Origin of the sequence: Peribacillus sp. NPDC101480 (genome assembly GCF_050277335.1) — a bacterium.
Lineage (GTDB): Bacteria > Bacillota > Bacilli > Bacillales > DSM-1321 > Peribacillus.
On sequence record NZ_JBNNSB010000001.1, the window covers coordinates 1,077,740 to 1,102,303 of the forward strand.

The 24,564-nt window shown below is 42.2% G+C and carries 29 protein-coding genes; 20 read left to right on the top strand and 9 right to left on the bottom strand.

Going from position 1 to position 24,564, the window contains the following annotated elements:
- Window positions 1-233 precede the first annotated feature (233 nt).
- A complete protein-coding gene (locus tag ACQKMF_RS05370) occupies window positions 234-1,508 on the top strand; it encodes a DNA polymerase IV (protein ID WP_101222502.1) in 1,275 nt (424 codons plus the stop codon).
- A gap of 42 nt (window positions 1,509-1,550) precedes the next feature.
- Window positions 1,551-2,963 carry an NADP-dependent phosphogluconate dehydrogenase gene (gene gndA / locus ACQKMF_RS05375; protein WP_101222501.1) on the top strand — a complete coding sequence of 471 codons (1,413 nt, stop codon included), beginning with the start codon at window positions 1,551-1,553 and terminating at the stop codon, window positions 2,961-2,963.
- A 104-nt stretch (window positions 2,964-3,067) separates the two neighbouring features.
- Here gndA and ACQKMF_RS05380 read toward each other — a convergent pair whose 3' ends face one another.
- Window positions 3,068-3,241 (bottom strand): hypothetical protein, encoded by a 174-nt coding sequence (locus ACQKMF_RS05380; RefSeq protein ID WP_034308217.1) that lies wholly within the window; start codon window positions 3,239-3,241, stop codon window positions 3,068-3,070.
- Window positions 3,242-3,546: 305 nt separating this feature from the next.
- Between ACQKMF_RS05380 and ACQKMF_RS05385 the strand changes: the two genes are divergently transcribed.
- Window positions 3,547-3,708, top strand: a complete 162-nt coding sequence (locus tag ACQKMF_RS05385; RefSeq protein ID WP_157831000.1) for a hypothetical protein — start codon at window positions 3,547-3,549, stop codon at window positions 3,706-3,708.
- A gap of 47 nt (window positions 3,709-3,755) precedes the next feature.
- On the opposite strand, the gene zwf is transcribed toward ACQKMF_RS05385, so the two are convergent.
- Window positions 3,756-5,246, bottom strand: a complete 1,491-nt coding sequence (zwf, locus tag ACQKMF_RS05390; RefSeq protein ID WP_427572073.1) for a glucose-6-phosphate dehydrogenase — start codon at window positions 5,244-5,246, stop codon at window positions 3,756-3,758.
- Between the two features lie 231 nt (window positions 5,247-5,477).
- Between zwf and rnz the strand changes: the two genes are divergently transcribed.
- The 5 genes from rnz (at window position 5,478) to ACQKMF_RS05415 (ending at window position 10,334) form a co-directional block, all read left to right on the top strand.
- A complete protein-coding gene (gene rnz, locus ACQKMF_RS05395) occupies window positions 5,478-6,419 on the top strand; it encodes a ribonuclease Z (protein ID WP_427572075.1) in 942 nt (313 codons plus the stop codon).
- A 63-nt stretch (window positions 6,420-6,482) separates the two neighbouring features.
- Entirely contained in the window at window positions 6,483-7,298 is an 816-nt protein-coding gene (locus tag ACQKMF_RS05400; RefSeq protein ID WP_230176986.1) for a squalene/phytoene synthase family protein, read from the top strand.
- Between the two features lie 207 nt (window positions 7,299-7,505).
- Window positions 7,506-8,501: an ABC transporter substrate-binding protein gene (locus ACQKMF_RS05405; protein ID WP_239858465.1), complete on the top strand. Its 996-nt coding sequence runs from the start codon at window positions 7,506-7,508 to the stop codon at window positions 8,499-8,501.
- A gap of 32 nt (window positions 8,502-8,533) precedes the next feature.
- Complete coding sequence (locus ACQKMF_RS05410) at window positions 8,534-9,565, top strand: ABC transporter permease (protein WP_402938299.1); 1,032 nt, start codon at window positions 8,534-8,536, stop codon at window positions 9,563-9,565.
- A complete protein-coding gene (locus ACQKMF_RS05415) occupies window positions 9,540-10,334 on the top strand; it encodes an ABC transporter ATP-binding protein (RefSeq protein ID WP_402938296.1) in 795 nt (264 codons plus the stop codon). Before ACQKMF_RS05410 ends, ACQKMF_RS05415 begins: the two co-directional genes overlap by 26 nt.
- A 168-nt stretch (window positions 10,335-10,502) precedes the next feature.
- On the opposite strand, the gene ACQKMF_RS05420 is transcribed toward ACQKMF_RS05415, so the two are convergent.
- Window positions 10,503-11,045 carry a MerR family transcriptional regulator gene (locus tag ACQKMF_RS05420; protein ID WP_101222495.1) on the bottom strand — a complete coding sequence of 181 codons (543 nt, stop codon included), beginning with the start codon at window positions 11,043-11,045 and terminating at the stop codon, window positions 10,503-10,505.
- A gap of 139 nt (window positions 11,046-11,184) precedes the next feature.
- On the opposite strand from ACQKMF_RS05420, the gene ACQKMF_RS05425 reads away from it, so the two are divergent.
- Both ACQKMF_RS05425 and ACQKMF_RS05430 read left to right on the top strand, forming a co-directional pair.
- A complete protein-coding gene (locus ACQKMF_RS05425) occupies window positions 11,185-11,331 on the top strand; it encodes a hypothetical protein (protein ID WP_402938292.1) in 147 nt (48 codons plus the stop codon).
- Complete coding sequence (locus ACQKMF_RS05430; protein WP_101222493.1) at window positions 11,328-11,759, top strand: VOC family protein; 432 nt, start codon at window positions 11,328-11,330, stop codon at window positions 11,757-11,759. The genes ACQKMF_RS05425 and ACQKMF_RS05430 overlap by 4 nt, the downstream gene beginning before the upstream one ends.
- Before the next feature lie 73 nt (window positions 11,760-11,832).
- Here the strand turns inward: ACQKMF_RS05430 and proC are convergent, their stop codons facing one another.
- Window positions 11,833-12,678, bottom strand: a complete 846-nt coding sequence (proC, locus tag ACQKMF_RS05435) for a pyrroline-5-carboxylate reductase (RefSeq protein WP_057278877.1) — start codon at window positions 12,676-12,678, stop codon at window positions 11,833-11,835.
- 514 nt (window positions 12,679-13,192) lie between these two features.
- Here proC and ACQKMF_RS05440 point away from each other — a divergent pair.
- The 3 genes from ACQKMF_RS05440 (at window position 13,193) to ACQKMF_RS05450 (ending at window position 15,664) form a co-directional block, all read left to right on the top strand.
- Window positions 13,193-14,161 (top strand): MBL fold metallo-hydrolase, encoded by a 969-nt coding sequence (locus ACQKMF_RS05440; RefSeq protein WP_101222491.1) that lies wholly within the window; start codon window positions 13,193-13,195, stop codon window positions 14,159-14,161.
- Complete coding sequence (locus ACQKMF_RS05445; RefSeq protein ID WP_427572080.1) at window positions 14,161-14,976, top strand: SDR family NAD(P)-dependent oxidoreductase; 816 nt, start codon at window positions 14,161-14,163, stop codon at window positions 14,974-14,976. The genes ACQKMF_RS05440 and ACQKMF_RS05445 overlap by 1 nt, the downstream gene beginning before the upstream one ends.
- A 160-nt stretch (window positions 14,977-15,136) precedes the next feature.
- A complete protein-coding gene (locus tag ACQKMF_RS05450) occupies window positions 15,137-15,664 on the top strand; it encodes a hypothetical protein (protein ID WP_402938282.1) in 528 nt (175 codons plus the stop codon).
- Window positions 15,665-15,714: 50 nt separating this feature from the next.
- On the opposite strand, the gene ACQKMF_RS05455 is transcribed toward ACQKMF_RS05450, so the two are convergent.
- Window positions 15,715-16,374 (bottom strand): C40 family peptidase, encoded by a 660-nt coding sequence (locus ACQKMF_RS05455; RefSeq protein ID WP_402938279.1) that lies wholly within the window; start codon window positions 16,372-16,374, stop codon window positions 15,715-15,717.
- Window positions 16,375-16,786: 412 nt separating this feature from the next.
- On the opposite strand from ACQKMF_RS05455, the gene ACQKMF_RS05460 reads away from it, so the two are divergent.
- The 3 genes from ACQKMF_RS05460 (at window position 16,787) to ACQKMF_RS05470 (ending at window position 18,938) form a co-directional block, all read left to right on the top strand.
- Window positions 16,787-18,046, top strand: coding sequence for a DNA polymerase thumb domain-containing protein (locus ACQKMF_RS05460; RefSeq protein WP_101222487.1), 1,260 nt, complete (start codon window positions 16,787-16,789; stop codon window positions 18,044-18,046).
- 26 nt (window positions 18,047-18,072) lie between these two features.
- A complete protein-coding gene (locus tag ACQKMF_RS05465; RefSeq protein WP_402938276.1) occupies window positions 18,073-18,405 on the top strand; it encodes a YolD-like family protein in 333 nt (110 codons plus the stop codon).
- A gap of 209 nt (window positions 18,406-18,614) precedes the next feature.
- Window positions 18,615-18,938, top strand: a complete 324-nt coding sequence (locus ACQKMF_RS05470) for an iron-sulfur cluster biosynthesis family protein (RefSeq protein ID WP_402938273.1) — start codon at window positions 18,615-18,617, stop codon at window positions 18,936-18,938.
- A 43-nt stretch (window positions 18,939-18,981) separates the two neighbouring features.
- Here the strand turns inward: ACQKMF_RS05470 and ACQKMF_RS05475 are convergent, their stop codons facing one another.
- Complete coding sequence (locus ACQKMF_RS05475; RefSeq protein ID WP_402938270.1) at window positions 18,982-19,881, bottom strand: alpha/beta hydrolase; 900 nt, start codon at window positions 19,879-19,881, stop codon at window positions 18,982-18,984.
- A 131-nt stretch (window positions 19,882-20,012) separates the two neighbouring features.
- Here ACQKMF_RS05475 and ACQKMF_RS05480 point away from each other — a divergent pair, with 131 nt between their 5' ends.
- A complete protein-coding gene (locus ACQKMF_RS05480; RefSeq protein ID WP_101222483.1) occupies window positions 20,013-20,273 on the top strand; it encodes a YqkE family protein in 261 nt (86 codons plus the stop codon).
- Between the two features lie 163 nt (window positions 20,274-20,436).
- Window positions 20,437-20,874 carry a MarR family winged helix-turn-helix transcriptional regulator gene (locus tag ACQKMF_RS05485; protein WP_096337652.1) on the top strand — a complete coding sequence of 146 codons (438 nt, stop codon included), beginning with the start codon at window positions 20,437-20,439 and terminating at the stop codon, window positions 20,872-20,874.
- Window positions 20,875-20,919: 45 nt separating this feature from the next.
- On the opposite strand, the gene ACQKMF_RS05490 is transcribed toward ACQKMF_RS05485, so the two are convergent.
- From ACQKMF_RS05490 to mciZ, 3 genes are all read right to left on the bottom strand, one after another.
- Entirely contained in the window at window positions 20,920-21,345 is a 426-nt protein-coding gene (locus tag ACQKMF_RS05490) for an Ohr family peroxiredoxin (protein ID WP_427572085.1), read from the bottom strand.
- A gap of 259 nt (window positions 21,346-21,604) precedes the next feature.
- Entirely contained in the window at window positions 21,605-22,513 is a 909-nt protein-coding gene (locus ACQKMF_RS05495) for an aldo/keto reductase (RefSeq protein ID WP_427572087.1), read from the bottom strand.
- Window positions 22,514-22,569: 56 nt separating this feature from the next.
- Complete coding sequence (mciZ, locus tag ACQKMF_RS05500) at window positions 22,570-22,731, bottom strand: Z-ring formation inhibitor MciZ (protein WP_076365517.1); 162 nt, start codon at window positions 22,729-22,731, stop codon at window positions 22,570-22,572.
- A 75-nt stretch (window positions 22,732-22,806) separates the two neighbouring features.
- Here mciZ and ACQKMF_RS05505 point away from each other — a divergent pair, with 75 nt between their 5' ends.
- Together ACQKMF_RS05505 and ACQKMF_RS05510 are read left to right on the top strand one after the other, a co-directional pair.
- Window positions 22,807-23,358, top strand: a complete 552-nt coding sequence (locus tag ACQKMF_RS05505) for an NUDIX hydrolase (RefSeq protein WP_230176979.1) — start codon at window positions 22,807-22,809, stop codon at window positions 23,356-23,358.
- Entirely contained in the window at window positions 23,359-24,540 is a 1,182-nt protein-coding gene (locus ACQKMF_RS05510; RefSeq protein WP_427572089.1) for an endonuclease Q family protein, read from the top strand.
- Window positions 24,541-24,564: the final 24 nt, after the last annotated feature.

A 24,564-nucleotide genomic window follows, 5' to 3' on the forward strand; every position in this document is an offset into this window, starting at 1 on the left:
ATCGGTATTGCCGTTTGATTACGACATTGATCAGCAAGAACTCGTATATATTTGGAAGGCGTTCAAAGTATTGAAGGATTACAGTCATCAATGACATGATGGCTGTTTTTCTTGGAGTGGAGCATCTTTCACCGAGGTTACCAAAGATAAATAGGGGTACCTTAATAGAAATGGTTTTTTATTGTCCCTATAATCCGGTGTTTCTTATTTTTACAAGGATGTGACGGTCAAACATGAAGGACATGTATCCCAAAAATGGCAGGGTCATTCTCCATGTAGACATGAATAGTTTCTATGCTTCAGTGGAAATGTCATATGATGTTTCATTGAAAGGCAAACCGCTAGCCATTGCGGGCAATGTTGAAGAGAGAAGGGGGATAATCGTCACCTGCAGCTATGAGGCGAGGAAGTTCGGGGTTAAAACGACCATGCCGATTTGGCAGGCAAAAAAACTATGTCCTCAATTAGTCATTCAGAAACCGAATTTCGAGCGCTATCGAAAGGCATCACTGGCTATTTTCGATGTATTGAGGCAATATACAGAGATGGTTGAACCGGTTTCGATTGATGAGGGGTATCTGGATATTAGTGAATGCGCCGAGTTGGGTTCGCCTTTAGATATAGCCAATAGCATTCAGGAAAGAATTTTTAATACGATGGATCTCCCTTGCAGCATCGGGATTGCCCCTAATAAGTTTTTGGCCAAAACTGCTTCCGATATGAAGAAACCTATGGGAATCACTGTGTTAAGGAAACGGGACATTCCGGAAAAGCTCTGGCCTTTACAAGTTGGCGAAATGCACGGCATCGGGGATAAGACCTCGGAAAAGCTTCAAACTATCGGGATAAAGACGATAAGGGACCTAGCACACGCCAATGATAGTCAACTTAAACAGCTACTTGGTATCAATGGCATCCGTTTGAAAGATAGGGCTAATGGAATCGACCCCAGAGTAGTGGATCCCGAAGCGATTTTTGAGCATAAGAGCATTGGGAACTCGACAACTCTTCCGCATGACTCTGCCAATCAAAAAGAACTGATTGGTGTATTGGATAAGCTTTCCGGCAAGGTAGCCGTCCGTTTGAGAAATAAACGCCTGCTTGGTCAAAAAATAGGTGTGACGATCCGTTACAAAGACCGCCGCACTATAACGAGAAGCAGAACGGTTCCTAATCCAGTTTTTGAAAAAAAGGATATTTTGGATGGAGCTATCGATCTATTCATGAAAAATTGGAATGGGGAAGGAATCAGGCTTCTTGGTGTCACTGCCTATGATGTCATCGAAAAAGAGTCGGCCTTCAAGCAACTGGATATTTTCTCCTTTCAAGAGGATGCAGAAAAAGAACCTCTGTATGAAGCGATGGAACACTTGCAAAATAAGTACGGAGAAAATATTATTAAAAAGGGATTACCCTTGAAAAATCGTTCAATTGGAACAGACACTAGCTTCAGTAAAGATTTCTTTGAGCAAACCAGGAGGAATGATCCTTCTTTTGACAAAGATTAGCGTACAGGCTGTGTAAAGATATAGAGAAGGGAAAGATGAATCATGACAAAACAGCAGATTGGCGTTATCGGACTAGCCGTAATGGGCAAGAACCTTGCATTTAATATTGAAAGCAGGGGATATTCAATTTCCGTGTATAATCGCTCAGGATCAAAAACGGACGAAATGATGAAGGAAGCGGAAGGCAAAAACGTAACAGCCGCTTATACGCTTGAAGAATTCGTCAATTCTTTGGAAACACCCCGCAAAATTTTATTGATGGTTAAAGCAGGAGCGGCAACGGATGCAACAATCGAGCAGTTAAAACCGTTACTTGAAAAAGGTGATATCGTTATTGATGGAGGGAATACCTTCTTCAAGGACACTCAGCGCCGCAATGAGGAGTTAAGCAAGCTTGGCATCCATTTCATCGGTACAGGCGTGTCAGGAGGGGAAGAAGGAGCTCTGACAGGTCCATCCATCATGCCTGGAGGTCAAAAAGAAGCATATGAACTGGTTGCACCGATCTTGAAGGACATTTCAGCTAAGGTCGATGGGGATGCTTGCTGCACGTATATCGGACCGGATGGGGCAGGTCATTATGTTAAAATGGTACATAATGGTATTGAATACGGAGACATGCAATTGATTTCCGAATCTTATTTCCTTCTGAAAAATCTTCTTGGATTATCTGCTCAAGAATTGCATGAAGTCTTCTCTGAATGGAATGAAGGGGAACTTGATAGCTATTTAATTGAAATTACTGCTGATATATTTAAAAAATATGATGAAGAAACCGGCAAGCCGATGGTCGATGTCATTTTAGATAAAGCTGGCCAAAAAGGTACTGGGAAATGGACAAGTCAAAGTGCGCTTGATCTTGGTGTTCCGCTTCCAATCATTACGGAATCCGTATTCGCCCGGTTTATTTCAGCAATCAAGGACGAGCGTGTTGAAGCGAGTAAAATCCTTCGTGGGCCAAAAGCCGAATCATTTACAGGCGACAAAAAGGCTTTGATCGAAAGTATCCGTAAAGCACTTTATATGAGCAAAATCTGTTCATATGCACAAGGATTTGCACAAATGAAAGCAGCATCGGAAGAAAATGACTGGAACTTGCAATATGGGGACATCGCGATGATTTTCCGTGGCGGATGTATCATCCGTGCACAATTCCTCCAAAAAATCAAGGAAGCATACGATCGTGAAGCGAACTTGAACAACCTTCTTCTAGATCCTTACTTCCAAGGAATCGTCGAAAGCTATCAAGGAGCTTTGCGTGAGGTAGTATCAACGGCAGTGATGAATGGAATCCCGGTTCCTTGCTTGTCATCAGCACTTGCCTATTTCGACAGCTATCGTACAGAAACGCTGCCAGCTAATCTTATTCAGGCACAGCGTGACTATTTTGGAGCTCATACTTATCAACGCATTGATAAAGAAGGAACGTTCCATACCGAATGGATGGAAAAATAAAAAGTTCAAGCCGGCTTTGAAGGGGATTCCCTTTTAAACCGGCTTTTTTGTTTCGGGATCCAGTTGTAGTAAAAAAAGAGGGCGCTTGGCGCCCTCTTTTTTTACTATCTCCGATGCTCTACAAGGTCAATGACCCCTAATACAACATGTGCCAGACCGAAACCAAAAACCGTATTAGCTACCATTTTGTTTGAGCCACGGGTCTGCTTCATTGCATAACCCGCAGCTGTCACGGCTGTGCCCAAGGCTGTTGGAATTAATCCTTCACGAATGTCCATCGTTTAATCCCTCCACATCGAAGTTAGTGGTGCCGTCACTGGCGCCTTTTCTAGTGTAACCTTAGCAAGGACTTACCATTCTATTTCTATAAAGAGGTTGGAAGGGTTAAAATGGTAAAGATGAACTAGTTGTAAATAGTTCCAATTAATTTACCTTTTTTAGGAAAAACATAGTATGATGTATGTCATTCATCCATGCTTTTTAGGTTTAAACACCTGCGAAAAGAGGAATATAAACATTGAAAGAGATGGACGGACCGTAGGATACAAGTAGGCAGATAGAAGAGAGAAGGAGCGGGTGACTTATGTTCATCATCTGGTGGGCTGTAGCCATATTTTTATTTTTCATCGCCTTAGAATTCGGTGTTTCATTTTGGCTCAATTCGGAAGTGGGGGAAGAAATGTCTAAGCCCAAGGAAATGTATCATATTATCCGTGATAAATTGCTGAGGAAGAGTGTTTCATGAATGAAAAAGGGATGCAGATTCAAATCTGCGTCCCTTCTTCATTTCAATCATTTTTCGTTTTTCTTGACTTGCCACCAAATATGTTCATCTTCTGCCAGGAGTTCATCGGATGCAAGTGGACCTGTGGATCCAGCTTCATAGTTAGGGAAAGACTCGTCTTTAGTGTTTTCCCATGCATTGGAAATGGTATCGACGAACTTCCATGAGAGGGCAACCTCGTCCCAATGCGTAAAGTTTGTAGCATCCCCGCGCATGCTGTCAAACAGTAGCTTTTCATATGCCTCGGGAGAATTGATGTGTTCGATCCCTTTGTTCGAGACGGTCAGCTTCATTGGCTTTGTATTGGATGTCGTCCCGGATTTCTTCACATTCAGGTACAATGTGATACCTTCGTCAGGCTGGATATTGATAACGAGAAGATTCGGGTTCAGTGTTTCTTCCGTTTTATAATACAGGTTCATTGGGATATCTTTGAATTGAACAACGATATTCGTTGATTTGACATCCATTCTCTTACCGGTGCGGATATAAAAAGGAACACCGGCCCATCGGAAGTTATCAATCATCAATTTACCCGCAACATAGGTCTCTGTGTTTGATTCCGGATTTACGTTATGTTCATTGCGGTAGGCCGGAAGTGTTTGACCGTCTATCGTTCCTTCACCATACTGGCCTCGGACGAAGTATTGATTGACTTCGTCCACTTTCATTGGTCGAAGTGAACGCAATGCCCGCACTTTTTCGCTTCGAATCTCTTCCGTCGTCAAAGCGATCGGAGGCTCCATGGCTAGCAAGGCCACCATTTGCAGCAGATGGTTTTGGACCATATCCCTTAGGGCACCGCTGGTTTCATAATAACGCCCGCGTTCTTCAACGCCAAGTGTTTCGCTTGAAGTAACCTGGATGTTTGATATATATCTGTTATTCCAAAGCGGCTCGAATAGGGCATTGGAAAAACGGATGACCTCGATATTTTGTACCATTTCCTTACCTAAATAATGATCGATACGGTAGATTTCATCTTCAGCGAATGCAGTTCGAATCTGCTCATTCAATTTTTGTGCTGTTTCGAAACTGTGTCCAAATGGCTTTTCTATGACCAGGCGCTTATATCCATCCGTGTCACTCAGGCCTTGTGCTTTAATCTGTTCGGCAATCGTTCCGAAAAACTCAGGCGCCATCGCCAAATAGAAGATCCGGTTTCCTTCTAATTGATATTGTCCGTCTAATTTTTCGGCAATGTCTTTTAACTGCACGTATGATTCCGAGCTGGAAACGTCGTGGGAGTGATAATGGAAATGGGAAATGAATTCGTCGACCTTTTCTTCCGCATGTCCGAACGTAAGTATCGAGTCCTTGACACTTGTTTGAAACTCCTCGTTCGTCAATGGCCTCCTTGCCACTCCAACGACGGCGAACTTATTGATTTTCTCTTTTTGAAATAGTCGATATATGGAAGGAAACAATTTCCTTTTCGCTAAATCTCCGGTAGCACCAAAAATCATGATCAATGCTGTGGGTTTATTGTTTTCTGTCATGTTTAAAACCTCAACTTTCCGTTAAATCTGTCTATAAAGTTGGAATTCCCGAATGTGTACCAATTTCTAATTTTACGTTTAGCTTTCCCTCAAAGCAATCAATTTGCGCATTTTTTCTCTATATTTCATTAAAAGTTTAATTTGGTTTCTGTTTTAATGGGTCATAAATGAAAGAGCACCTTGGTTATGCTATAGTTAAGTCATAAAGTATTTGCAACGGAGGTAGTATGAGTGGATTTCGTTTTATTGGGTACAGGCGCTGGGGTTCCGGCTAAAGCGCGTAATGTGACATCAATCGCCCTTCAATTATTGGAAGAACGTGGGAAGGTTTGGTTATTCGATTGTGGGGAAGCAACACAGCATCAAATATTAAAAACGGCAGTCAAACCGCGAAAGGTTGAAAAAATTTTCATCACCCATTTACATGGTGATCACATCTTCGGACTACCTGGATTTTTAAGCAGCAGATCTTTTCAGGGCGGAGTGGATAAATTGACCGTATATGGTCCACAAGGCATAGAGGCATTTATTATGACGAGCTTACAGGTGAGTGGAACTCATTTAAAATATCCCTTGGAAATCATCGAAATAGAAGAAGGCGAAGTGTTTGAGGACGAACAATTCACAGTGACGGCCATGTCGCTTGATCATGGCATTTACAGCATCGGTTACCGGATTGTGGAAAAAGATCGTCCGGGAAGCTTACTGGTCGACCGGCTGCGGTCTGAAGGTGTGAAGCCGGGGCCTCTTTTTAAAGCATTGAAAAATGGGCAAACGGTCTCTCTCGATGATGGCCGTGTCTTAAATGGGAAGGACTATCTCAGTGCTCCGCAAAAAGGCCGGATCATCACGATTCTTGGTGATACAAAAATGTGCAGCAATGCGCTCATTCTTGCTGAATCGGCGGATTACCTTGTTCATGAAGCTACATTTTCAGCGGAAGAAGCGGAAATGGCATCAGCCTATTATCATTCGACCACCGTTCAGGCTGCAGAAACGGCTTTGAAAGCGGGAGCTAAGCATCTAATCCTTACGCATATCAGCTCACGGTATACTCCGGAGGATGCCGAGAGGCTAAAAGAGGAAAGCAATGCGATTTTTCCAAACACGATTATGGGTGAAGATCTAATGGCCATTAAAATTCCTTTGTATTCAGAGGAATCGGGCAGCTGAAATCAAAGCTAATGTTTGATATAATTAATCAATTGTTCATTGGATATTTAAAGGAGTGTAAATATGACTGACAAAAGTGCCCTACATACTAAAGCAATGGATTTTCTCCTAAAAACAAGCCGGACTTTTTTCATTCCGATCAGCTATCTTCCAAAGGGATTACAAGAGGCCATTGGAGCTGCATACCTTTGCATGCGCGCCATCGATGAGATCGAGGACCACCCAGGTCTTCCAGCAGATATTAAGGTTTCCCTGTTACAGGCCCTTAGTGAGCTTGATGCTGATTTCAGGGAAGAAGATCTTCAATCGTTATTTGAACCATATAAGGATGATCTGCCCGAGGTGACCCTGTTTCTTTCGGACTGGATTGAATTTTGTCCTCCCGGTGCAAAATCCAAAGTCTTGGAGTCGACTAAGGAAATGGCCGAAGGAATGGCAAAATGGGTTACTAAGGACTGGCAAATCCATAATGAAGAGGAACTCGATGATTACACATATTATGTTGCAGGTTTAGTGGGGGTCATGCTGTCCGATATGTGGAACTGGTACGATGGAACCGAAACGGACCGTGAACTTGCCATCGCATTTGGCCGTGGACTTCAAACGGTCAATATCCTGCGAAACCGTGAGGAAGATGCAGAACGTGGTGTGAACTTTTATCCGGATGGCTGGGGTTTCGACGAGATGCTTGCCCATACGGAACATAATCTTGCATTAGCCGATGCGTACATTGGAGAGATTGAAACGAAAGAGATCATCCAATTCTGTAAAATACCTTTGGAATTGGCAAAAGCCACATTGAAAGCCCTAAAAGAAGGCAAAGAAAAAATTGATCGTGCTACAGTTACCGAAATTGTCAGCCAGGTCGTCGAACACTGATTTTTCAAAAAGCTGCTGTGAAAGTTACCTTACCTTTCACAGCAGCTTTTTTCATGTTTTATCTTTAGAACTCAAAAAATTCTAAAAAGTTAAAAAATATATTGGAATAATTGGGACTAAACGATTATAATTTAGGAAATAAAAGCGAAAATAGCTGGCATCATTAGAAAAACATTATTTTAAATAAGGAAAAAGCGGGGGGAAAATATGAAAAAGAAATTATATTCAACAGCAGCCATGACATTGGTCGCAGGTTTATTATTGGCTGGGTGTGGAAATGACAAGGAAAAAGATACGGCAAAGGATGAAAGCGGAAAGGATACCTTCAACATTGGGGTAACGCAAATCGTTCAGCATGATTCCCTGGATCAAGCATATGAAGGATTCCAGGCGGCACTGAAGGACAGTGACATCAATGCCAAATATGATCTTCAAATTGCACAGGGTGACCAAAACAACAGTCAGACGATTGCCAATAACTTTGTTGGGGATAAAGTGGATCTGATATTTGCCAATTCGACTCCTAGTGCTCTAAGTGCTTTAAATGCGACCAAGGATATCCCGATCGTCTTTACATCTGTTACCGATCCTGTAGCGGGTGAACTTGTTACTTCTTTGGAAAAACCAGGCGGAAACGTGACGGGTACGACGGATTCCCATCCTGAAGCCATTGCAAAGTCAATGAAATTCCTAGCGGAAGAGCTTGGGGCGAAGACAATTGGAACTGTCTATAATACAGGGGAGCAAAATTCAGTCATCCAAATAAAGAATGTGAAAGCGGAAGCGAAAAAAGCTGGTTTGAAAGTCGTGGAAGCATCCGTCTCGACTTCAGCGGATGTTAAACAGGCAACGGAATCTTTAATCGGAAAAGCGGATGCTTTCTATATCATTACTGATAATACAGTTGTCTCGGCATTGGAATCGGTCATTTCCGTGGCAAATGATCAAGATATCCCATTGTTTGTCGGCGAACTTGATTCCGTGAATGCTGGCGGTTTTGCAGCATATGGCTTCAGTTACTATGACATTGGTTATGAAGCGGGGCAAAAAGCGGTTGAAATCCTGAAGGATGGTAAAAAACCTGGAGATATCCCGGTTCAATATCCACAAAAACTGAAATTGGTCATCAATGAAAAAGCAGCAAAAGATATGGGTGTTGAAATAAAAGAAGAATGGAAAGCAGATGCTGAGTTTGTAAAATAAACTCTGCTTTTGTTCGGGGAAGGAAGAAAAAAATGTTCTCAGCCTTATTCAACTCTTTTGAGTCGGGAATGATTTATGCGATCATGGCACTAGGTGTTTATTTAACATTCAGGATTCTCGACTTCCCGGATATGACTGTGGAAGGCAGTTTTGTGACAGGGGCCTCTGTTGCCGCGATTATGATCGTTAACGGTTACTCGCCGATCGTTGCCACGTTGAGTGCCATGGTGGCAGGGTTCATCGCTGGGACGATAACGGGGTTCCTGCATACGAAAGGGAAAATCAATCCTCTCTTGGCGGGTATCTTAATGATGATTGCGCTCTACTCGATCAATTTGAGGATCATGGGTGCATCCAACATTCCGTTGCTTTCCCAAACAACCATTGTCACGAATATCCAGGATGCCTGGGCTGGCACCGGGTTGGACAATTTGTTGAATGGTCTTTTATCATTCGTGGGTCTCGGTGACAGCCTGCCGAAAACGTGGGCCATATTAATCGTTATGCTGATTGTGGCTGTAGTCATCCAAGCAGGAATGTCAGCCTTTTTAAAAACGGAAATTGGTCTTGCCTTACGGGCGACTGGTGATAATGAGGCCATGGTCAAGAGTTTTTCCGCCCATACCGGCAACATGAAGATCCTGGGACTTGCAATCGGAAATGCACTAGTGGCTTTTTCGGGATCCTTGGTTGCCCAATATAACGGTTTTAGCGATATAGGCATGGGGATTGGAATCATTGTCATCGGATTGGCATCCGTCATAATCGGTGAGGCTCTATTTGGTGCAAAAACGATTGCACGTGCTACGCTGGCAGTCATAGGAGGGGCGATCATTTACCGAATCGTCGTAACTTTGGCACTTCGCGTTGAATTCCTTGAAACGGGTGATGTTAAATTAATTACGGCACTTATTGTGGTCGGGGCACTTGTCATTCCTAAAATTTCTGATAAGCAAAAGGAAAAAACCCGGAAGAAAAGGCGGCTTAAAGAAATACAGATGCGCCATGATGGGACTTTACCGAAAGGGAGGGAAGAATATGCTTCAGTTAAATCAGATTTATAAAGTTTTCAATGAGGGAACGCCAGATGAAAAGTTAGCCCTTGGAAATCTGGAACTGCAGATGACAAAAGGTGAATTTGTAACAGTCATCGGAAGTAATGGAGCAGGTAAATCGACGTTGATGAATATGATTTCCGGTAAAATTCTCCCTGATGCAGGTGAAGTCATCATCGATGGTGAAAACGTATCGGCCATTGAAGAACATGCCCGTGCCAAAATGATTGGCCGTGTTTTTCAGGATCCCATGCTGGGGACGGCACCACATATGACTATTGAAGAAAATATGGCGATTGCCTATGGCAGAACCAATAAAAGAGGTTTAGGCTTTGGGGTGACAAAAAAACGGAAAGAACTTTTTAAAGAGTGTTTGGGCACCCTTCATTTAGGCTTGGAAAATCGGATGACTGCAAAAGTGGGATTATTATCAGGAGGGGAGCGCCAGGCACTATCATTGCTGATGGCGACCTTCACCGACCCTAAAATCCTGCTACTTGACGAACATACAGCAGCACTTGATCCTTCACGGGCAGAGCTCGTTACAAACCTGACGAAGGAAATCGTCGAAAATAACCAGTTAACGACGTTGATGGTGACTCATAATATGCAGCAGGCAATCGATCTTGGAAATTCCTTGATTATGATGGATAAGGGACAGATCATTTTTGAAGCCAGAGGCGCTGAAAAGCAGAAGCTAACCGTCGAAAAACTGCTTAACGAATTCCAGCGCATTAAAGGCGAAAAAATGCTCAATGACCGTGCAGTGTTGATTTAAGATGATGAAAAGGCCCGACCCAGATAGATTAATATTGGGTCAGGGCCTTTTTATTTTGGGGTAATTAATAAGGTCAGGTCCTATTACTGAAGTCCTGTTACTGAAGAAATGTTTTGCTTAAGAAAAATGGCTATCGTGGGTGTTCATGAGTGATCTTGAAAAACGATGTCAATCGCTGTCGGCTGTGCTCCATGATGAACTATCGTTCTTTCTGTTTCCAAAAATCATTTTTATGAATGGCCTTTTCTTCGTCTTTTTAGTGGCAGCAGCTTCTTCAGCCGCGAGGAAATAATCAAAGTTTTGACCCATTGGTTTTTCTAGCGCTTCGATACGGGCTTCAAGCTTCTTAACGAGTTTGTGCATTTCTTCCATTTCACTTCTGTGCTGTAAAAGCTGATAAGATACAACATCGTCCGCTTTTGTTTTCAGGCCATTTTCAAGCCTGTTGACCCGTTCAAGCAGTTGATCATTCGGTTCGGAGTGTTTCTGGATGGTTGCTTTTCTAAGCTTCTTCTCTGAGATGCTGACCTTTTGGAGAATGATGCCCTCGTTCAGCTGATCTTGGATTTTTCTCAATAATGCAATGTCTTCATCCGAAAACTGGTAGTGGCCAAGCTGATTCCGTTCTACTTCCATGTTCAATTGGGTGACCCAGCGTTGAATCGTACTATGGGAAACATTCAGTAACCGGGCAACTGCACTTGTATTCATCGAGATTCCCCCTTTTGGTTGTTGAATTCGATAAGTATAAGGAAATTCCTTTACAGTTGACAAAACATGTATTCATTCGGCAAAGAAAGTGGAATTCCTACGTAATTTGCATGAGGGGCAATCCAAGGTGGAATTCCCTGTGGACAGCTTTTTGCAAATGGTAGCGTTGTTAGGAACTTTTAGAAGCATTTGTGATGGCATGGATGATGGTAAACAAGCTAAAAAGGGAAATGTGATGCAGATGTCGAATTTACCCTTAAAACATGAAAAAGGAGGACCAGTATGAACAGGATCAATATTATAACTTTAGGTGTCAGGGATATTGCTGAATCATTAAGGTTTTACCGGGACGGGTTGGGATTTCATACAACGGTTAAAGAGGACGAACCCGCAATCGTTTTTTTTAATAATGCCGGAACGAAACTTGCTTTGTATCCTTTAGAGGAGCTAGCAAAAGACATCAATGAGAAAGAACCGCCTAAGAAAAATGGTTTCCCGGGACTTACGCTTGCTTATAATGCTAAATCAATTGAAGAAGTGGATGATGTGATCAACAAAGCTGAAAAGGCCGGGGGAACAATCGAGAAATCACCCCAGGATGTTTTTTGGGGAGGGTACAGCGGATATTTTTCAGACCCCGATGGTTACTATTGGGAGGTAGCGTATTCGAAGGATTGGAGTTTTGATGAAAATGATATGCTGATTATAAAGTAACGCACACTACGGAAAGATTACCCCTTAGAAAAAAGGGCTGTTGCCTTGCAACAGCCGATCATCATCATGCGCCTTACTGCGAAACTACATATTTGGCTAGTTCTTTACTTATTTGATTGCCCATCCGCTTCGATTGCTCAGTCGCTTCTTGTACACAGGCAATGAATGCTTCTTCCACCTGATGTGCTTGAAGTGCTTTCAGACCTGCTTCAGTCGTCCCCCCTGGTGAAGTTACTTCCTTTCTTAGTACGGCAGGCGTTTTAGGTGATTTCTGTAACATATCGGCCGCACCCATCAGTGTCTGGAGAATCAATTGCTTAGCGGTTTCGGAATCGAGACCTATTTTTTCTGCTGATTTTTCCAATGCCTCGACCAAGTAATAAATATAAGCCGGACCGCTGCCTGATAAGCCTGTTACCGCATCTAGCTGGGTTTCTTCGACAACTGCCACTGTACCTACCGTTTCAAAAAGGGTAATCGCCGTTTGTAATTGCGCTTCTTTCGTATGACAGTTAGCCGCAAGGGCCGTTGCTGATTTCCCTACAGCTGCCGATGTATTAGGCATGGCACGGACAATCGAGAACCGTTTGTTGGCGATACCTTCCAAGCTTGTTGTATGAACCCCGGCAACAACGGAAATGAACAGCATTTCTTCACGAATATATTCTTTTATTGATTGCATTGTTTCTAAAATATCTTTCGGTTTCACCGCCAGCACGACAAGGTTGGCATCCTGTACTAATAGCTGCAGCGATCTTGTGGCAGTTACACCATATTGGTTCTTTAAATAATCGAACCGATCATCATTTGATTTATTTGTTACAAAAATATTTGCCGGTTCAATTACCTGTTGGGTCACCAGCCCCGAAATGATTGCTTCTGCCATCGATCCAGCTCCGATAAATGCGATTTTCTTCATATTTCCCGCTCCTTTTTCTTTTAAAGTTTTCGGCCTTTTTTTAAAAAACAAAAAGACCCCTCATCCAATAAAGGACGAAAGGTCTAGCTTCCGTGGTACCACCTTTGTTCAACTTTCCCATAATAAATAAACAGAAAAGCTGCACTTGAATCCTCTAACGCGGGAATTACGTCAGGTTTACCTGAAGGCTCATAAGGTAGGTTCAATAATGAGGGGGCGATGAAGCCTTTCAGCACATTCCGAGCTTCACTCTCTTTACGCCATCAATAATTTACTTGGCCTTAATCAAAGCCATGCCGTCTTTAATTACTTGTGATTATGAAGGATAAATTAGCACTCTGTCAATGATAATATATGCATGGACGAGAAAAAATAGACATGAATTATGTGAAAATAATGACAGTAATTAAAAATACATGTAAAATGGTAATTATACATGATAAGTATACTTAGAATTCTGTTTAGTGTATAAAAAGTTTTATATAAATATAATTTTCTAAGGTGGAAAAAGATTATGGCGAATTGGAATGGAGATATTGCAAAAATTACTTTGCCTACGCCGTTTGCAGTGGGTGATGTGAATGTTTATGTAGTTAAAGGGGATGCTTTAACGCTAATCGATACTGGAGTGAAAACAAAACGATCAAAAGAAGCCTTGACTAATGGGCTTGGGGATTTGGGTCTGAAACTGACTGATATCGAACAAATCATTTTAACTCATCATCATCCTGATCATGCTGGTGGACTCGATTTCTTTGAAAAAGAGATCCCGGTTTATGGACACAAAAACAATCAGCGCTGGCTGACCATCAGTGATGAATTCCTAGAAATCCATAATCGTTTTTTCCTTGATTATGCCGCAAAGTTCGGAGTGGCAGAAGAGCTGAAAAATAAACTGATCCACAATCGCGACGAAATCAGTTTCCTTAGTGAACGGAAGCTGAATGGATATTTGGCTGAGGGAGATGAGCTCCCTGGTCTTCCAGGCTGGAAAGTGATCGAGACTCCAGGGCATGCGCAAAGCCATTTATCCTTTTACCGCGAAAGTGACGGGGTCATGATCGTTGGCGATCATTTGCTTGCCAAGATTTCACCTAATCCATTAATGGAACCACCTTTACTTCCCGGAGGCATGAGGCCTCGTCCGTTACTGCAGTATAATGCATCACTTCAGAAATTATTGGATTTTTCCATATCCACCGTTTACTCCGGACATGGATCTGAAGTGGATGGAGATGCGGTTGCCGACTTGATTCACTATAGATTCGAGCGGCAGCATAACCGTGCCATGCAGGTGAAAAGCATGCTTCAAGATAAGCCTTTATCGGTCTTTGAAGTATGTCAGCAGTTGTTTCCGAAAGTATACCTTCAGGAAGTGGGCCTGACACTTTCGGAAACGGTCGGTCAGCTGGACTATTTAGAAGACTTGGGTGAAGTCGAAACAGAAATTCAATCAGGGGTCATTCTGTATTCAATCGCTTAATGTTCGCAAGGAGGCTCACTTTTTTGAATAAGTTGCAAGGCAAAGTCATTGTTATTACTGGAGCTTCCGGAGGGATTGGCAAGGAAGTTGCCATTCAAAGTGCAAAGCAGGGGGGGCGTCTCGTCCTCTTGGCCAGAAGTATGGATAAATTACTACAGCTAAGGAATGAATTGATCACCCGATATGGAATTGATGCATATGCCTATAAGCTTGACGTGGCAGACACTGATCAGGTGACAAATGTATTTAATGACATCCATGCGCAAATAGGTGAAGTGGATGTGTTGGTCAACAATGCCGGTTTCGGCACGTTTAAAGAAGCGCAGGATACGGAATTAAATGAAACGAAAGCAATGTTTGCTGTCAACGTCATTGGATTGATGGCCTGCACAAAGCTGGTTCTTCCGTATATGAAGCAGAGAAAATCGGGGCATATCATCAATATCGCTTCACAGGCCGGTAAAATCGCCACTCCTAAATCAACATTGTACTCATCGACTAAGTTCGCGGTTCTTGGCTATTCAAACGCACTTCGGCTTGAGCTGATGGAAGATCATGTTTTTGTGACCACCGTTAATCCTGGCCCCATAGAAACGAATTTCTTTAACATTGCCGATGAATCAGGTACATATTTAAAAAATGTTGAAAAATTCATGCTTAAGCCTGGAGATGTCGCTGCTAAAATCGTAGCGGCGATGCTGACCAATAAGAGGGAAATCAATCTCCCTGGCTGGATGAATTTTGCTGGGAAATGGTATAACATGTTTCCAAAAATCACCGAAACATTAGGAAAAAAAGCATTTTTTAAAAAGTAAGCAACTTTCGATGTCGGACAAGGCGAAAGATGGTCTAATATAATAATAGGCAAAAGGGGAATGTCGATGACATTCCCCTTTTTTGAAATAACCGAAGTTTTCATATGAATTGGTAACTATTTCATGGGGGATCCGTCTATTTCTAGTAGGAGGGATTTGTATGAAGAGGATTGTAAACCTTTATATATCCATATTCGTTGCCTTTATTCTGGGTAGCTGTCAATCCCCTGATTGGAACAGGGATGATGCCGTCGGTAAGGGGGAAGAAGGTTTCATTACGGATCTTGACGATAAAAGGATTTTGATTAAAAGGACGTATTATAAGGTGACCACTGATACATCCATTCAAGATCAATATGGTAACGCTCTCGATTATTCCGACCTGGAAATCGGGATGAAAGTGAAACCATGGCACCGGGGCGGGGTGAAGAAAGCATTTCCTGGGAAAGCGGAAGCGGAACTGATTCTTGTTTTGTCGGATGTAAAAAGCTTGGCCGAACAAAGGGCGGTCACTGCTGCCCTCAATCATGTCAGTAAAGCGGAAAGTCAGCGATTCATGGTTCTTGAAGTCGTCCATTTACCGTCAGAGCATGTTTATAATATCGAAATGATGAACCGTTCCAACTTGGACGCTTCATTCATGGTGACAGTTGAGGATTTAACGGATGAAATATTATATATAAAATAAAACAACCGGGCTGAATCACTATGAATTCTGTCCGGTTGTTTTATGGGATTTTATAAAGTTTTCGCACCTAAATATTTTGGTTTCCAATAAGAATTATCCATATCCGTGATGGTTATTCCTTTAGAAGAAGTAGCACTGATGAATTGACCATTTCCGATATAGATACCAACATGGGATACCCCTGTTCTTCCAGAAGAAGTATCAAAGAATACAAGGTCACCCTTAGATGGTGAAGATACTTTTAAACCTGTATTGGAATAAAGCAAGGATGTTGTACGCGGTAAGGTGATTCCTTGTGATTTCTGGAATACGTAATAGACGAAGCCTGAGCAGTCAAATCCAGTTGGTGTTGTTCCGCCCCATTTGTAGGGTTTGCCTATTAAGGTTTTTGCATAGCTGATCAAGCTTGTATTATTGACCTTATAAACACCAAGCTTATTAAATGTGTTACGGCCCGCAATTCCGTCGGCAGTCAGTCCTTTGGCTTTTTGGAATTTTTTTACTGCTGATACAGAATAGGTGCCGTAATATGTAGTCAGTGAACCTGAATATGTGAAATAACCTTTGGTTTTTAAAAGTTGTTGTAGTTGTTTGACATCACTATGTGTCATTCCGGGTCTGAGGGTTTGATCTCCAATATTTGCAAAGGCTTGCAGCGGGGTTAGCATCATGGCAGAAGCAACAGCAGCTGAAGCGATCCATTTCTTCATAATTTTCATTTCCTCTCTATCTATCTCTCTATATTCTTAACAATATTATCCTACAATACCATTATGACAATTAGACATAATTTTGGTTACAGTTTTATTACAAAAAATGAGTAGTAAGACTAAATTTAAAATAGACGAAAGACTGTTGAAAAGGGTGAAAAAAATTAAAAAAACTAAGTATAAGGATCCATTAAAAATTATTCAAGCTACGAATTGATTCTTTTTAAAAAAACTATTTGGGTATTCAGTTTAAATATGGTATTTTAACCATTTTTAGTATCTATTATATTTTTCAAGGAAATTACATTAAAAAGTAGAAATTTGTATGAAAACTTCCATTGAATAAGAACGTATATTCGGTTAAAGTTATGAATATAATAAAAGCGAACATATATTCTTGTTAGGGTGAGAAGTGATGGATTATGGGACGATGCCGAAACAATCAATTATGTGTATCGATATGAAAAGTTTTTATGCAAGCTGTTCAGCGGTCATGCTTGGTCTGGACCCGCTTGATTGTTATCTGGCGGTGGTTGGTGATTTGAAGAGGACAGGGAGCATTGTGCTTGCGGCTTCTCCAAAGATGAAGAAGGAATTTGGCATCAAGACAGGTTCGCGGATGTTTGAGATCCCGAATGATCCGAGGATTGTCGTCGTTGAACCTAAAATGGCGACCTATTTAAGGGTTTCGACGGAAATCACCCGCTTGTTCAACCGTTATGTGCCCAAAGAAGCGATTCACGTATATAGTGTGGACGAAAGTTTTGTGAAAGTCGATGGTGCCGCTTCTTTATGGGGAGATGCCCGGATGATAGCTGAAAAGATAAAGGATGAAATCGAACGGGAATTACAGCTCCCCTGTGCCATTGGAATTGGACCGAACATGCTTATGGCAAAACTTTGCCTTGATTTGGAAGCCAAACATAATGGGATTGCAGAATGGAAGTATGAGGATGTGCCAAGCAAACTTTGGCCGATTTCCCCGCTTCGTGAAATGTGGGGGATCGGCAGGCGCGTAGAAAAAACCCTTCATGGAATGGGAATATTTACGGTTGGACAGCTTGCCAATTATGATCTTGAATTACTTGAAGCGAAGTTTGGAATTATGGGCAATCAGCTTTACCACCATGCTTGGGGAATAGATTTATCCGATATGGGGGCAGCGATCATCGAAGGGCAGGTAAGCTTCGGTAAAAGTCAAATCCTGCTGCGGGATTATAAGGAGGAGCATGAGGTAAAGCAGGTCATGCTGGAAATTTGCGAAGAAGTTGGAAGAAGGGCACGCACCCATCGCAAGGCAGGAAGGACGGTGAGCCTAAGCATTGGTTACAGCAAGGATGAGTTCGGCGGAGGTTTCCAACGTTCGCGTTCAATTAGCGAACCGACCAACATTACGATGGAGCTATATAAAGTTTGCCTGGAGCTTTTTCATGAGAACTATAAGCAAAAAACGGTTCGGAGCATAGAGGTCAGGCTCTCGAATATTGTGGATGATAACGAAATGCAGCTGACTTTATTCGATGCTTCGCGCTGGAAGAAGCGGGAATTGAGTTACACGGTTGATCGAATCCGCCATAAATATGGAGCCAAATCGTTATTGCGTGCCGTTTCGTATACAGAAGCAGGTACAGCCGTTTACCGAAGCAAGCTGCTTGGTGGTCATAAGGCGTAAGGTTGACTTTGAAGGGAGGGAAAAGAATGATACGTGATCGCGGCCGTATCAAATGGACATCGATGATGTTGCCGGAGCATGTGAAGATGCTTCGGGATTGGGTGGTGGAGGATGGCTATGAAACGAAGCGCATCCTGGATGAGCAGCAACTGGAAGAAATGAATGCGGTAATGGGGGAAGCGATGGAGGAAAGAAAGGATGTCACGATTGCTCATTATGAAGGCAACCGGTATCAGCTGTTAATCGGCAGGATCCATTATTATAATGAGCTCACCCAAAAGCTTCATATCGTCGATCGGTTTCAGCAGGCTCACTATATCAGGCTTTCCGATATCACGGATGTAAGGATAATGGAATGATGAGCGGAAGGGCTGTTCCCAAGGGACAGCCTTTCAAAACGGCATCGTGATGAAAGGTATCACGGAGGAGTATGAGAATCGGCATTTGTTAGCACGGTCAATGAAGAAAGTGATTTTCGTGTCGGCTGAAGCTTGCAAAGGAAGGCAGTTTCTTTAACAGAAGCGTATTTATCGTTTATAATGGGGGAAACATCGGGAGGCGTACAATCATGTATATTGAATGGACGGAAACAGCGGCTGAGAAAATGGCCGATAAGGTACAGGGACAAGAAGGATATTTACAGTTGAAATATGATACTGATGGCTGTGGCTGCGTGGTAAGCGGTGTGACCGCGCTATGGTGGGTCAACGAACCTGAAGAAGGTACCGAAAAAGTGGAAACAAACGGGATTCCACTATATGTGGAGAAATCAAAAAAGATTTTTCTTGATGAAGTCATGAAAATAGACTTTGTTCCGGAAGCGAACAGCTTTCAATTAAAAAGTCCGAATCAAATCTTGAATCCAAGGATGAGTTATTTTAATAAAATCTGACTAAAAAGCAAAGAGGGGATCTTGGATACCCTCTTTTTTCTTCTCAGACAAGTTTTAGAAACTGATCGATTTGATCTTCATATTCTTTTGGATTTTCATTATAAGATTGAGCGTGGGCCCCTTTTTTAGCGATGTAAAGCTGCTTTGGGCCCTCTTTTGCTGCATATAATTCCGCTGTCATGGAAGCGGGAATGAAACTGTCATTTTCACTATGGATGAAGAGCACCGGGTTTCGGATATTTTTTATATAATCGATTGGGGACACTTCGTTGGTCCAATATCCGTCACGGAGTTTGATGAACGTACGCCCAAGCGGAAACACGGTCCAGGAAGGAAATGGGACTTCATGCTTGAGCTGGTGTTTGATTTGATCCTCGAAATTTGAAAATGGACAGTCGGCAACGTAAAAATCAGCACCATCTTCAAGCATTCCGGCATATAAAAGCAGGGTTACGGCCCCCATGGATTCACCATGAATGCCAATATGAAGGTCGGGACCTTTACGTCTTTTCAATTCATCGATTACGGCCTTCAGGTCGAATTTTTCATAATGTCCGTAACTGCTCGTCTTGCCACCGGAATCCCCATGCCGGCGGTGGTCATAAATGATTGCGTTGAAGCCCCGCTTAAGAAAAATATTCATGTACTTAATCGAATTGACTTTGTTTTCCGTCACACCATGAGAAATGATCACCCACTTATTGGTGTCATGCGGTTCGATAAACAAGCATTTCAAGGAATATCCGGATGGTGACGATACCCAAATTTCCGTTTTAGGCAGATTATCAAAATCCTCCCGGATCAGGCGTTTAGCCATGATTTCACGATTCTGGATAAAATCATCTTCCTTCTTTTTCATGTACATGATCCGATTGGAAAAATAAATGCCAACGCCGATGATATACGATAGGATTCCGGCGAGTGTAAACCACCATTTCTTCATGAAAGGTCCTCCTAGGTTGATTTTCTTTATTTTACCATGTGGGAAATGGGAAAACACTGTTTGAAAACGATGACGAGGAAAACGGCAGTCGTGATATAATAATTTCATAAATGGGCCAGGAGGTTTTAAGGATGAAAAAGAAACAGCCGCGAAATCAAACTCAAAGCAAAAACCAAGATAAAGATTCATCTTCATTGAAACTTGGTGATATGATCAATCAAGATATCATGTCCCAGCTTCGTCAAAAGCAAAAGGAACTTAATGAGGCTGAACAAGAAAAAAGGGCAGCGGAAGAAGAAAAGAAACGAGAAGAAAGAAAGCGGCGGGAGAAGAATAAATCATTTGAAGAACTATTGGGTGAAAGCAATCTGAACTGGAAGAACTATAAATGAAGGACAGGGAGCAGTTTAAGTTTTAAGTGGGCTGGCTCCCTTTTTCTGTTCAGGAAGACCATTCCTTGCTGATATTCCTTTATTTTATAAAGTATAACGATTATATTAAAGATAAGTTCGATATGCTTTCATATCGGATGGACTACTATTAGCTGGTGATATGATGCAAAATAAAATAGAAAAAGTACTGGAAGACCAATTATGTTTCCTGCTTTATGCAAGTTCGCGGGAAATGACGAAGAAATATAAACCGCTGCTTGATAAACTTGAAGTGACATATCCTCAATATCTTGTCCTGCTTCTATTATGGGAACAGGATACACTTACAGTAAAAAAACTTGGGGAGCTCCTTGCCCTCGACTCAGGAACGCTTACTCCCATGTTGAAACGAATGGAGCAGAATGGCTTGATTGTCCGTGAACGTTCGACTGAAGATGAACGGTCTGTCATGATCAAGCTGACGGAAAAGGGACTTGGTTTACAGGAAGAGGCCTGCTTCATTCCCGATCGCATTTCGGCTATGTCGGGTGATGATAAGAAGGTGGTTGAGGATTTAAAAGCTTCACTGCTCCAACTATTGAAAACTTTACAGCAATTTTAGCAAAGAAAAGACGCTTGGGGTTCCCCAAGCGTCTTTTTGTCGGATTTAATCTAAATCTATTTCAAAGGCGACGTCCACATTGCCGTTGATTGCTTTTGAATAAGGACACATTTGATGTGCTTTATGAACAAGGGTTTCGAATGTCGCCTTATCGACCCCGGATCCCTTCACAGCCAAAGTTACAGCCAAGCTGTACTGATGCATCTCACCCATCAATAGGCTGACGCTTGCGGTGACCTTGGAATCGAAGGGAACGCGTTCAATTTTACCAACTGATTGCAAAGCACTATCAAAACATGCAGCATATCCAGCTGCAAAAAGCTGTTCCGGATTAGATGCTTCAGGCATCTGTTTAGCCCTTGGTGTTCCAGGCATCGCAATATCAACCGTGAAGTTGCCGTCAGCAGAAATTGCCGTTCCTTCTCTTCCGCCATCAACTGTTACAGACGTTGTAAATAATGTTTTTGTCATCATTTTTTCTCCCTTATATTTTTATTTTTTAATTGTGCACAACTGAATTTTACAATATTAATTTTGGGATGTCCAATGAAAAGTTTAAAACCGTTAAATGGGTTTGGAAAGGAATTAGAATGATCGGAAACTTGAAAGCGGTACATAAGAGAGTATGGCGAAAAAAACGTTGGAACGGAAAAAGGCTGCCTATCACGTTGTTTAAACGGAGATAGTGCAGCCTAATTTATTTGAAACATTTAGTTTAGTTCCATTCTTTTTAATCCCGGTGACTTTCATATTTGTTCGCTTTGGTCAACTGCTTTAAGATATCCAACTCGGTTTTGGACAGTGAAGGACTGTTAGCGGCCTGGCAGTTCTCACGGAGCTGCTGTACTGAGCTTGCTCCTGGTACAACGGTAGCGACGCTTGGATGGGACAATACATATTGAAGTGCCGTTTCATTCAACTTCCTATCGGAAAGTTTGTCCTTTATTTCCGGAAGCAAATCTTTAAGTTCGTGATAGCTATAGTCAAGGTATCCATCCTCATTTGCCTTTTCAAGCATTTTTTCACTGAGCAGCCCTTTGGCAAGGGGGCCACGGGCAATAATGCTGATCTGTTTGTTGGCCAAAAGGGACATCCACTCTTCTGGGCGGCGGTCGAGTAGATTAAACTGCATCATCACGGAATCAAGCTTAGACTTTTCCGTGAATTCCTTGATCACATTCGGACGAATCGAGGAAATTCCATAATATCGGATATAGCCTTCTTTTTTCAAATCTTCAAATGCTTCTACCGTTTCTCCGATATTGTCTGAAATGGTGCCGCCATGTAACTGATAAAGATCAATATAGTCAGTTCCCAATCTCTTTAAGCTATCTTTTACTGCCGTTTTAATATATTCGCCAGATGGATCCCAGCTCCAGGAATCTTTGTTTTCATTCCAGCGGTTTCCGACCTTGGTGGCTATGTATACCTTATCGCGGACCGATTTTAAATTCTTTCCGACGATTTCTTCATTCATGCCGAAATCATATAAGTCAGCAGTATCAAAATAATTGATTCCTTCATCTAAAGCGGCCTGTATGATTTCGGATGCCTGATTTTCAACAGTCCCCAATGACATGCATCCGAGCCCGATTTCAGAAACTAGCAAGTCTGAATTTCCTAGTCTGCGTTTTTTCATGTTATCCACTCCCTTACATTTCATTGTAAAGGAGAAATCCATTTCACTCAAAGAATTCACTTGATCCGTTTTAAAGGAGTGGGCGGCACCTGATCGTGTATGTCGGCTATCCAATCATTGATATAGACATATTGATTTTGCAATTGTTTTAGTTTTTGAAGGATTTCCCAACTCTTTCCGGATAAAGTAACGCTTTTTTCCAGTACGTAAACTTTCATTAAATCGCCCTCCATCTCTATTATGGTAAAATGTATGAGGAATCATGCTGCAATTAGAACAGAGGAGTGGTCAGGATGAAAAAATTTGAAGAAAAAACGCTGTCTTCGGAAAAAATCTTCACAGGAAAGGTAATCAGCCTGCAAGTGGATGATGTAGAGCTTCCTGATGGGAAAACGGGTAAACGTGAAATAATCAAGCATCCGGGAGCGGTTGCCATCATAGCTCTCACGGCAGAAAATAAAATCATCATGGTTGAACAGTACCGTAAAGCGCTGGAGAGAAGCTTGGTGGAAATTCCTGCAGGAAAGCTGGAAAAAGGCGAAGAACCGGTTCTGTCGGCTAAACGGGAGCTGGAAGAGGAGACAGGTTATGAATGTGAAAAAATGGAGCACATCATATCCTTCTATACATCGCCAGGTTTCGCCGATGAATTGGTCCACCTATATGTGGCCCACAATTTGAAAAAGAAAGAAAATGCAGCCCCGCTGGATGAAGATGAATTCGTCGAGATGATTGAACTCACGCTGGAGGAAGCCCAAACTTATATGGATGAAGGGAAGATCAAAGATGCCAAAACGGCATATGCAGTTCAGTATCTACAGTTGAAAAAGGCGATGAAATCGTAAATGAAAGAGTTTTACGCTGACCTGCATATCCATATAGGCAGAACGAGAAGCGGAAGGGCCGTGAAAATAACAGGTGCTAAAACGTTAACCTTCAGCAATGTGCTGCAAGTGGCAAGTGAAAGGAAGGGCCTTGATCTAATCGGGATAATCGATTGCCATTCTCCTGAAATTATCGAAGAAATCGAAGCGGGGATGCTGGACGGCGAAATCACGGAGAAGATTGAAGGCGGACTTCAATACAAGAATACAACCATCATTCCAGGCTCGGAGATTGAAATTTATGATCAGAATTGTAATGGACCGATCCATGTCCTCGCTTATTTTCCCACTATAAAAGCGATGAAGGAATTCTCCTCATGGATGAGCGGACATGTTAAAAATATTACCTTGAGCTCCCAAAGGATTTATTGTGATGGAAGAACACTGCAAAAGATCGTGAAATCACTGGGCGGCCTGTTTATCCCGGCACATGTTTTCACCCCATTTAAAAGCTTATATGGAAAAGGGGTGCGATCCAGTCTTACAGAAGTATTCGATCCGGAGCTAATTGATGCCATCGAACTTGGTTTAAGTTCTGATACAGAAATGGTCAAGGATATCGAGGAGTTGGACTCCTATGTATTCGTAACAAATTCCGATGCGCATTCGCTTGGGAAAATCGCTCGGGAATATCAAAAAGTCCTGCTTGAGGAACCAAGTTTCAATGAGCTGGCAAAAGCCCTTAAAGAAAAAGGGAATCGTAAGGTGACCGTTAATTATGGATTGAACCCCTTATTGGGAAAGTATCATCAAACTGTATGTTCAGGGTGCTTACACCAGGTATTGAGGGATAGTGAACAATGTCCCGAATGCGGTAATAAATCCATTATAAAAGGGGTATCGTCCAGGATTGAAGAGCTCTCCATTTCCGGGACGGACGGAAGAAATGGCAGGGAAAGGCCGCCGTATATCCACCAAGTACCACTTGATTTCATCCCGGGACTCGGTCCTAAATCCATGGAAAAACTGCTGGTGGCATTTGGAACAGAGATGAATATTCTACATGAAGTTACGCTTGAACAGCTCAAGGAAATCGTTCCTGAAAAATTGGCGGGCTATATCGATTCTGCCAGAAAAGGGACGCTATCTTTTGAAGTGGGGGGCGGAGGAAAGTACGGAAAGGTCAAAAAGGAAATAACCTGAAAAAAGTCCTGACAGATGGAGATC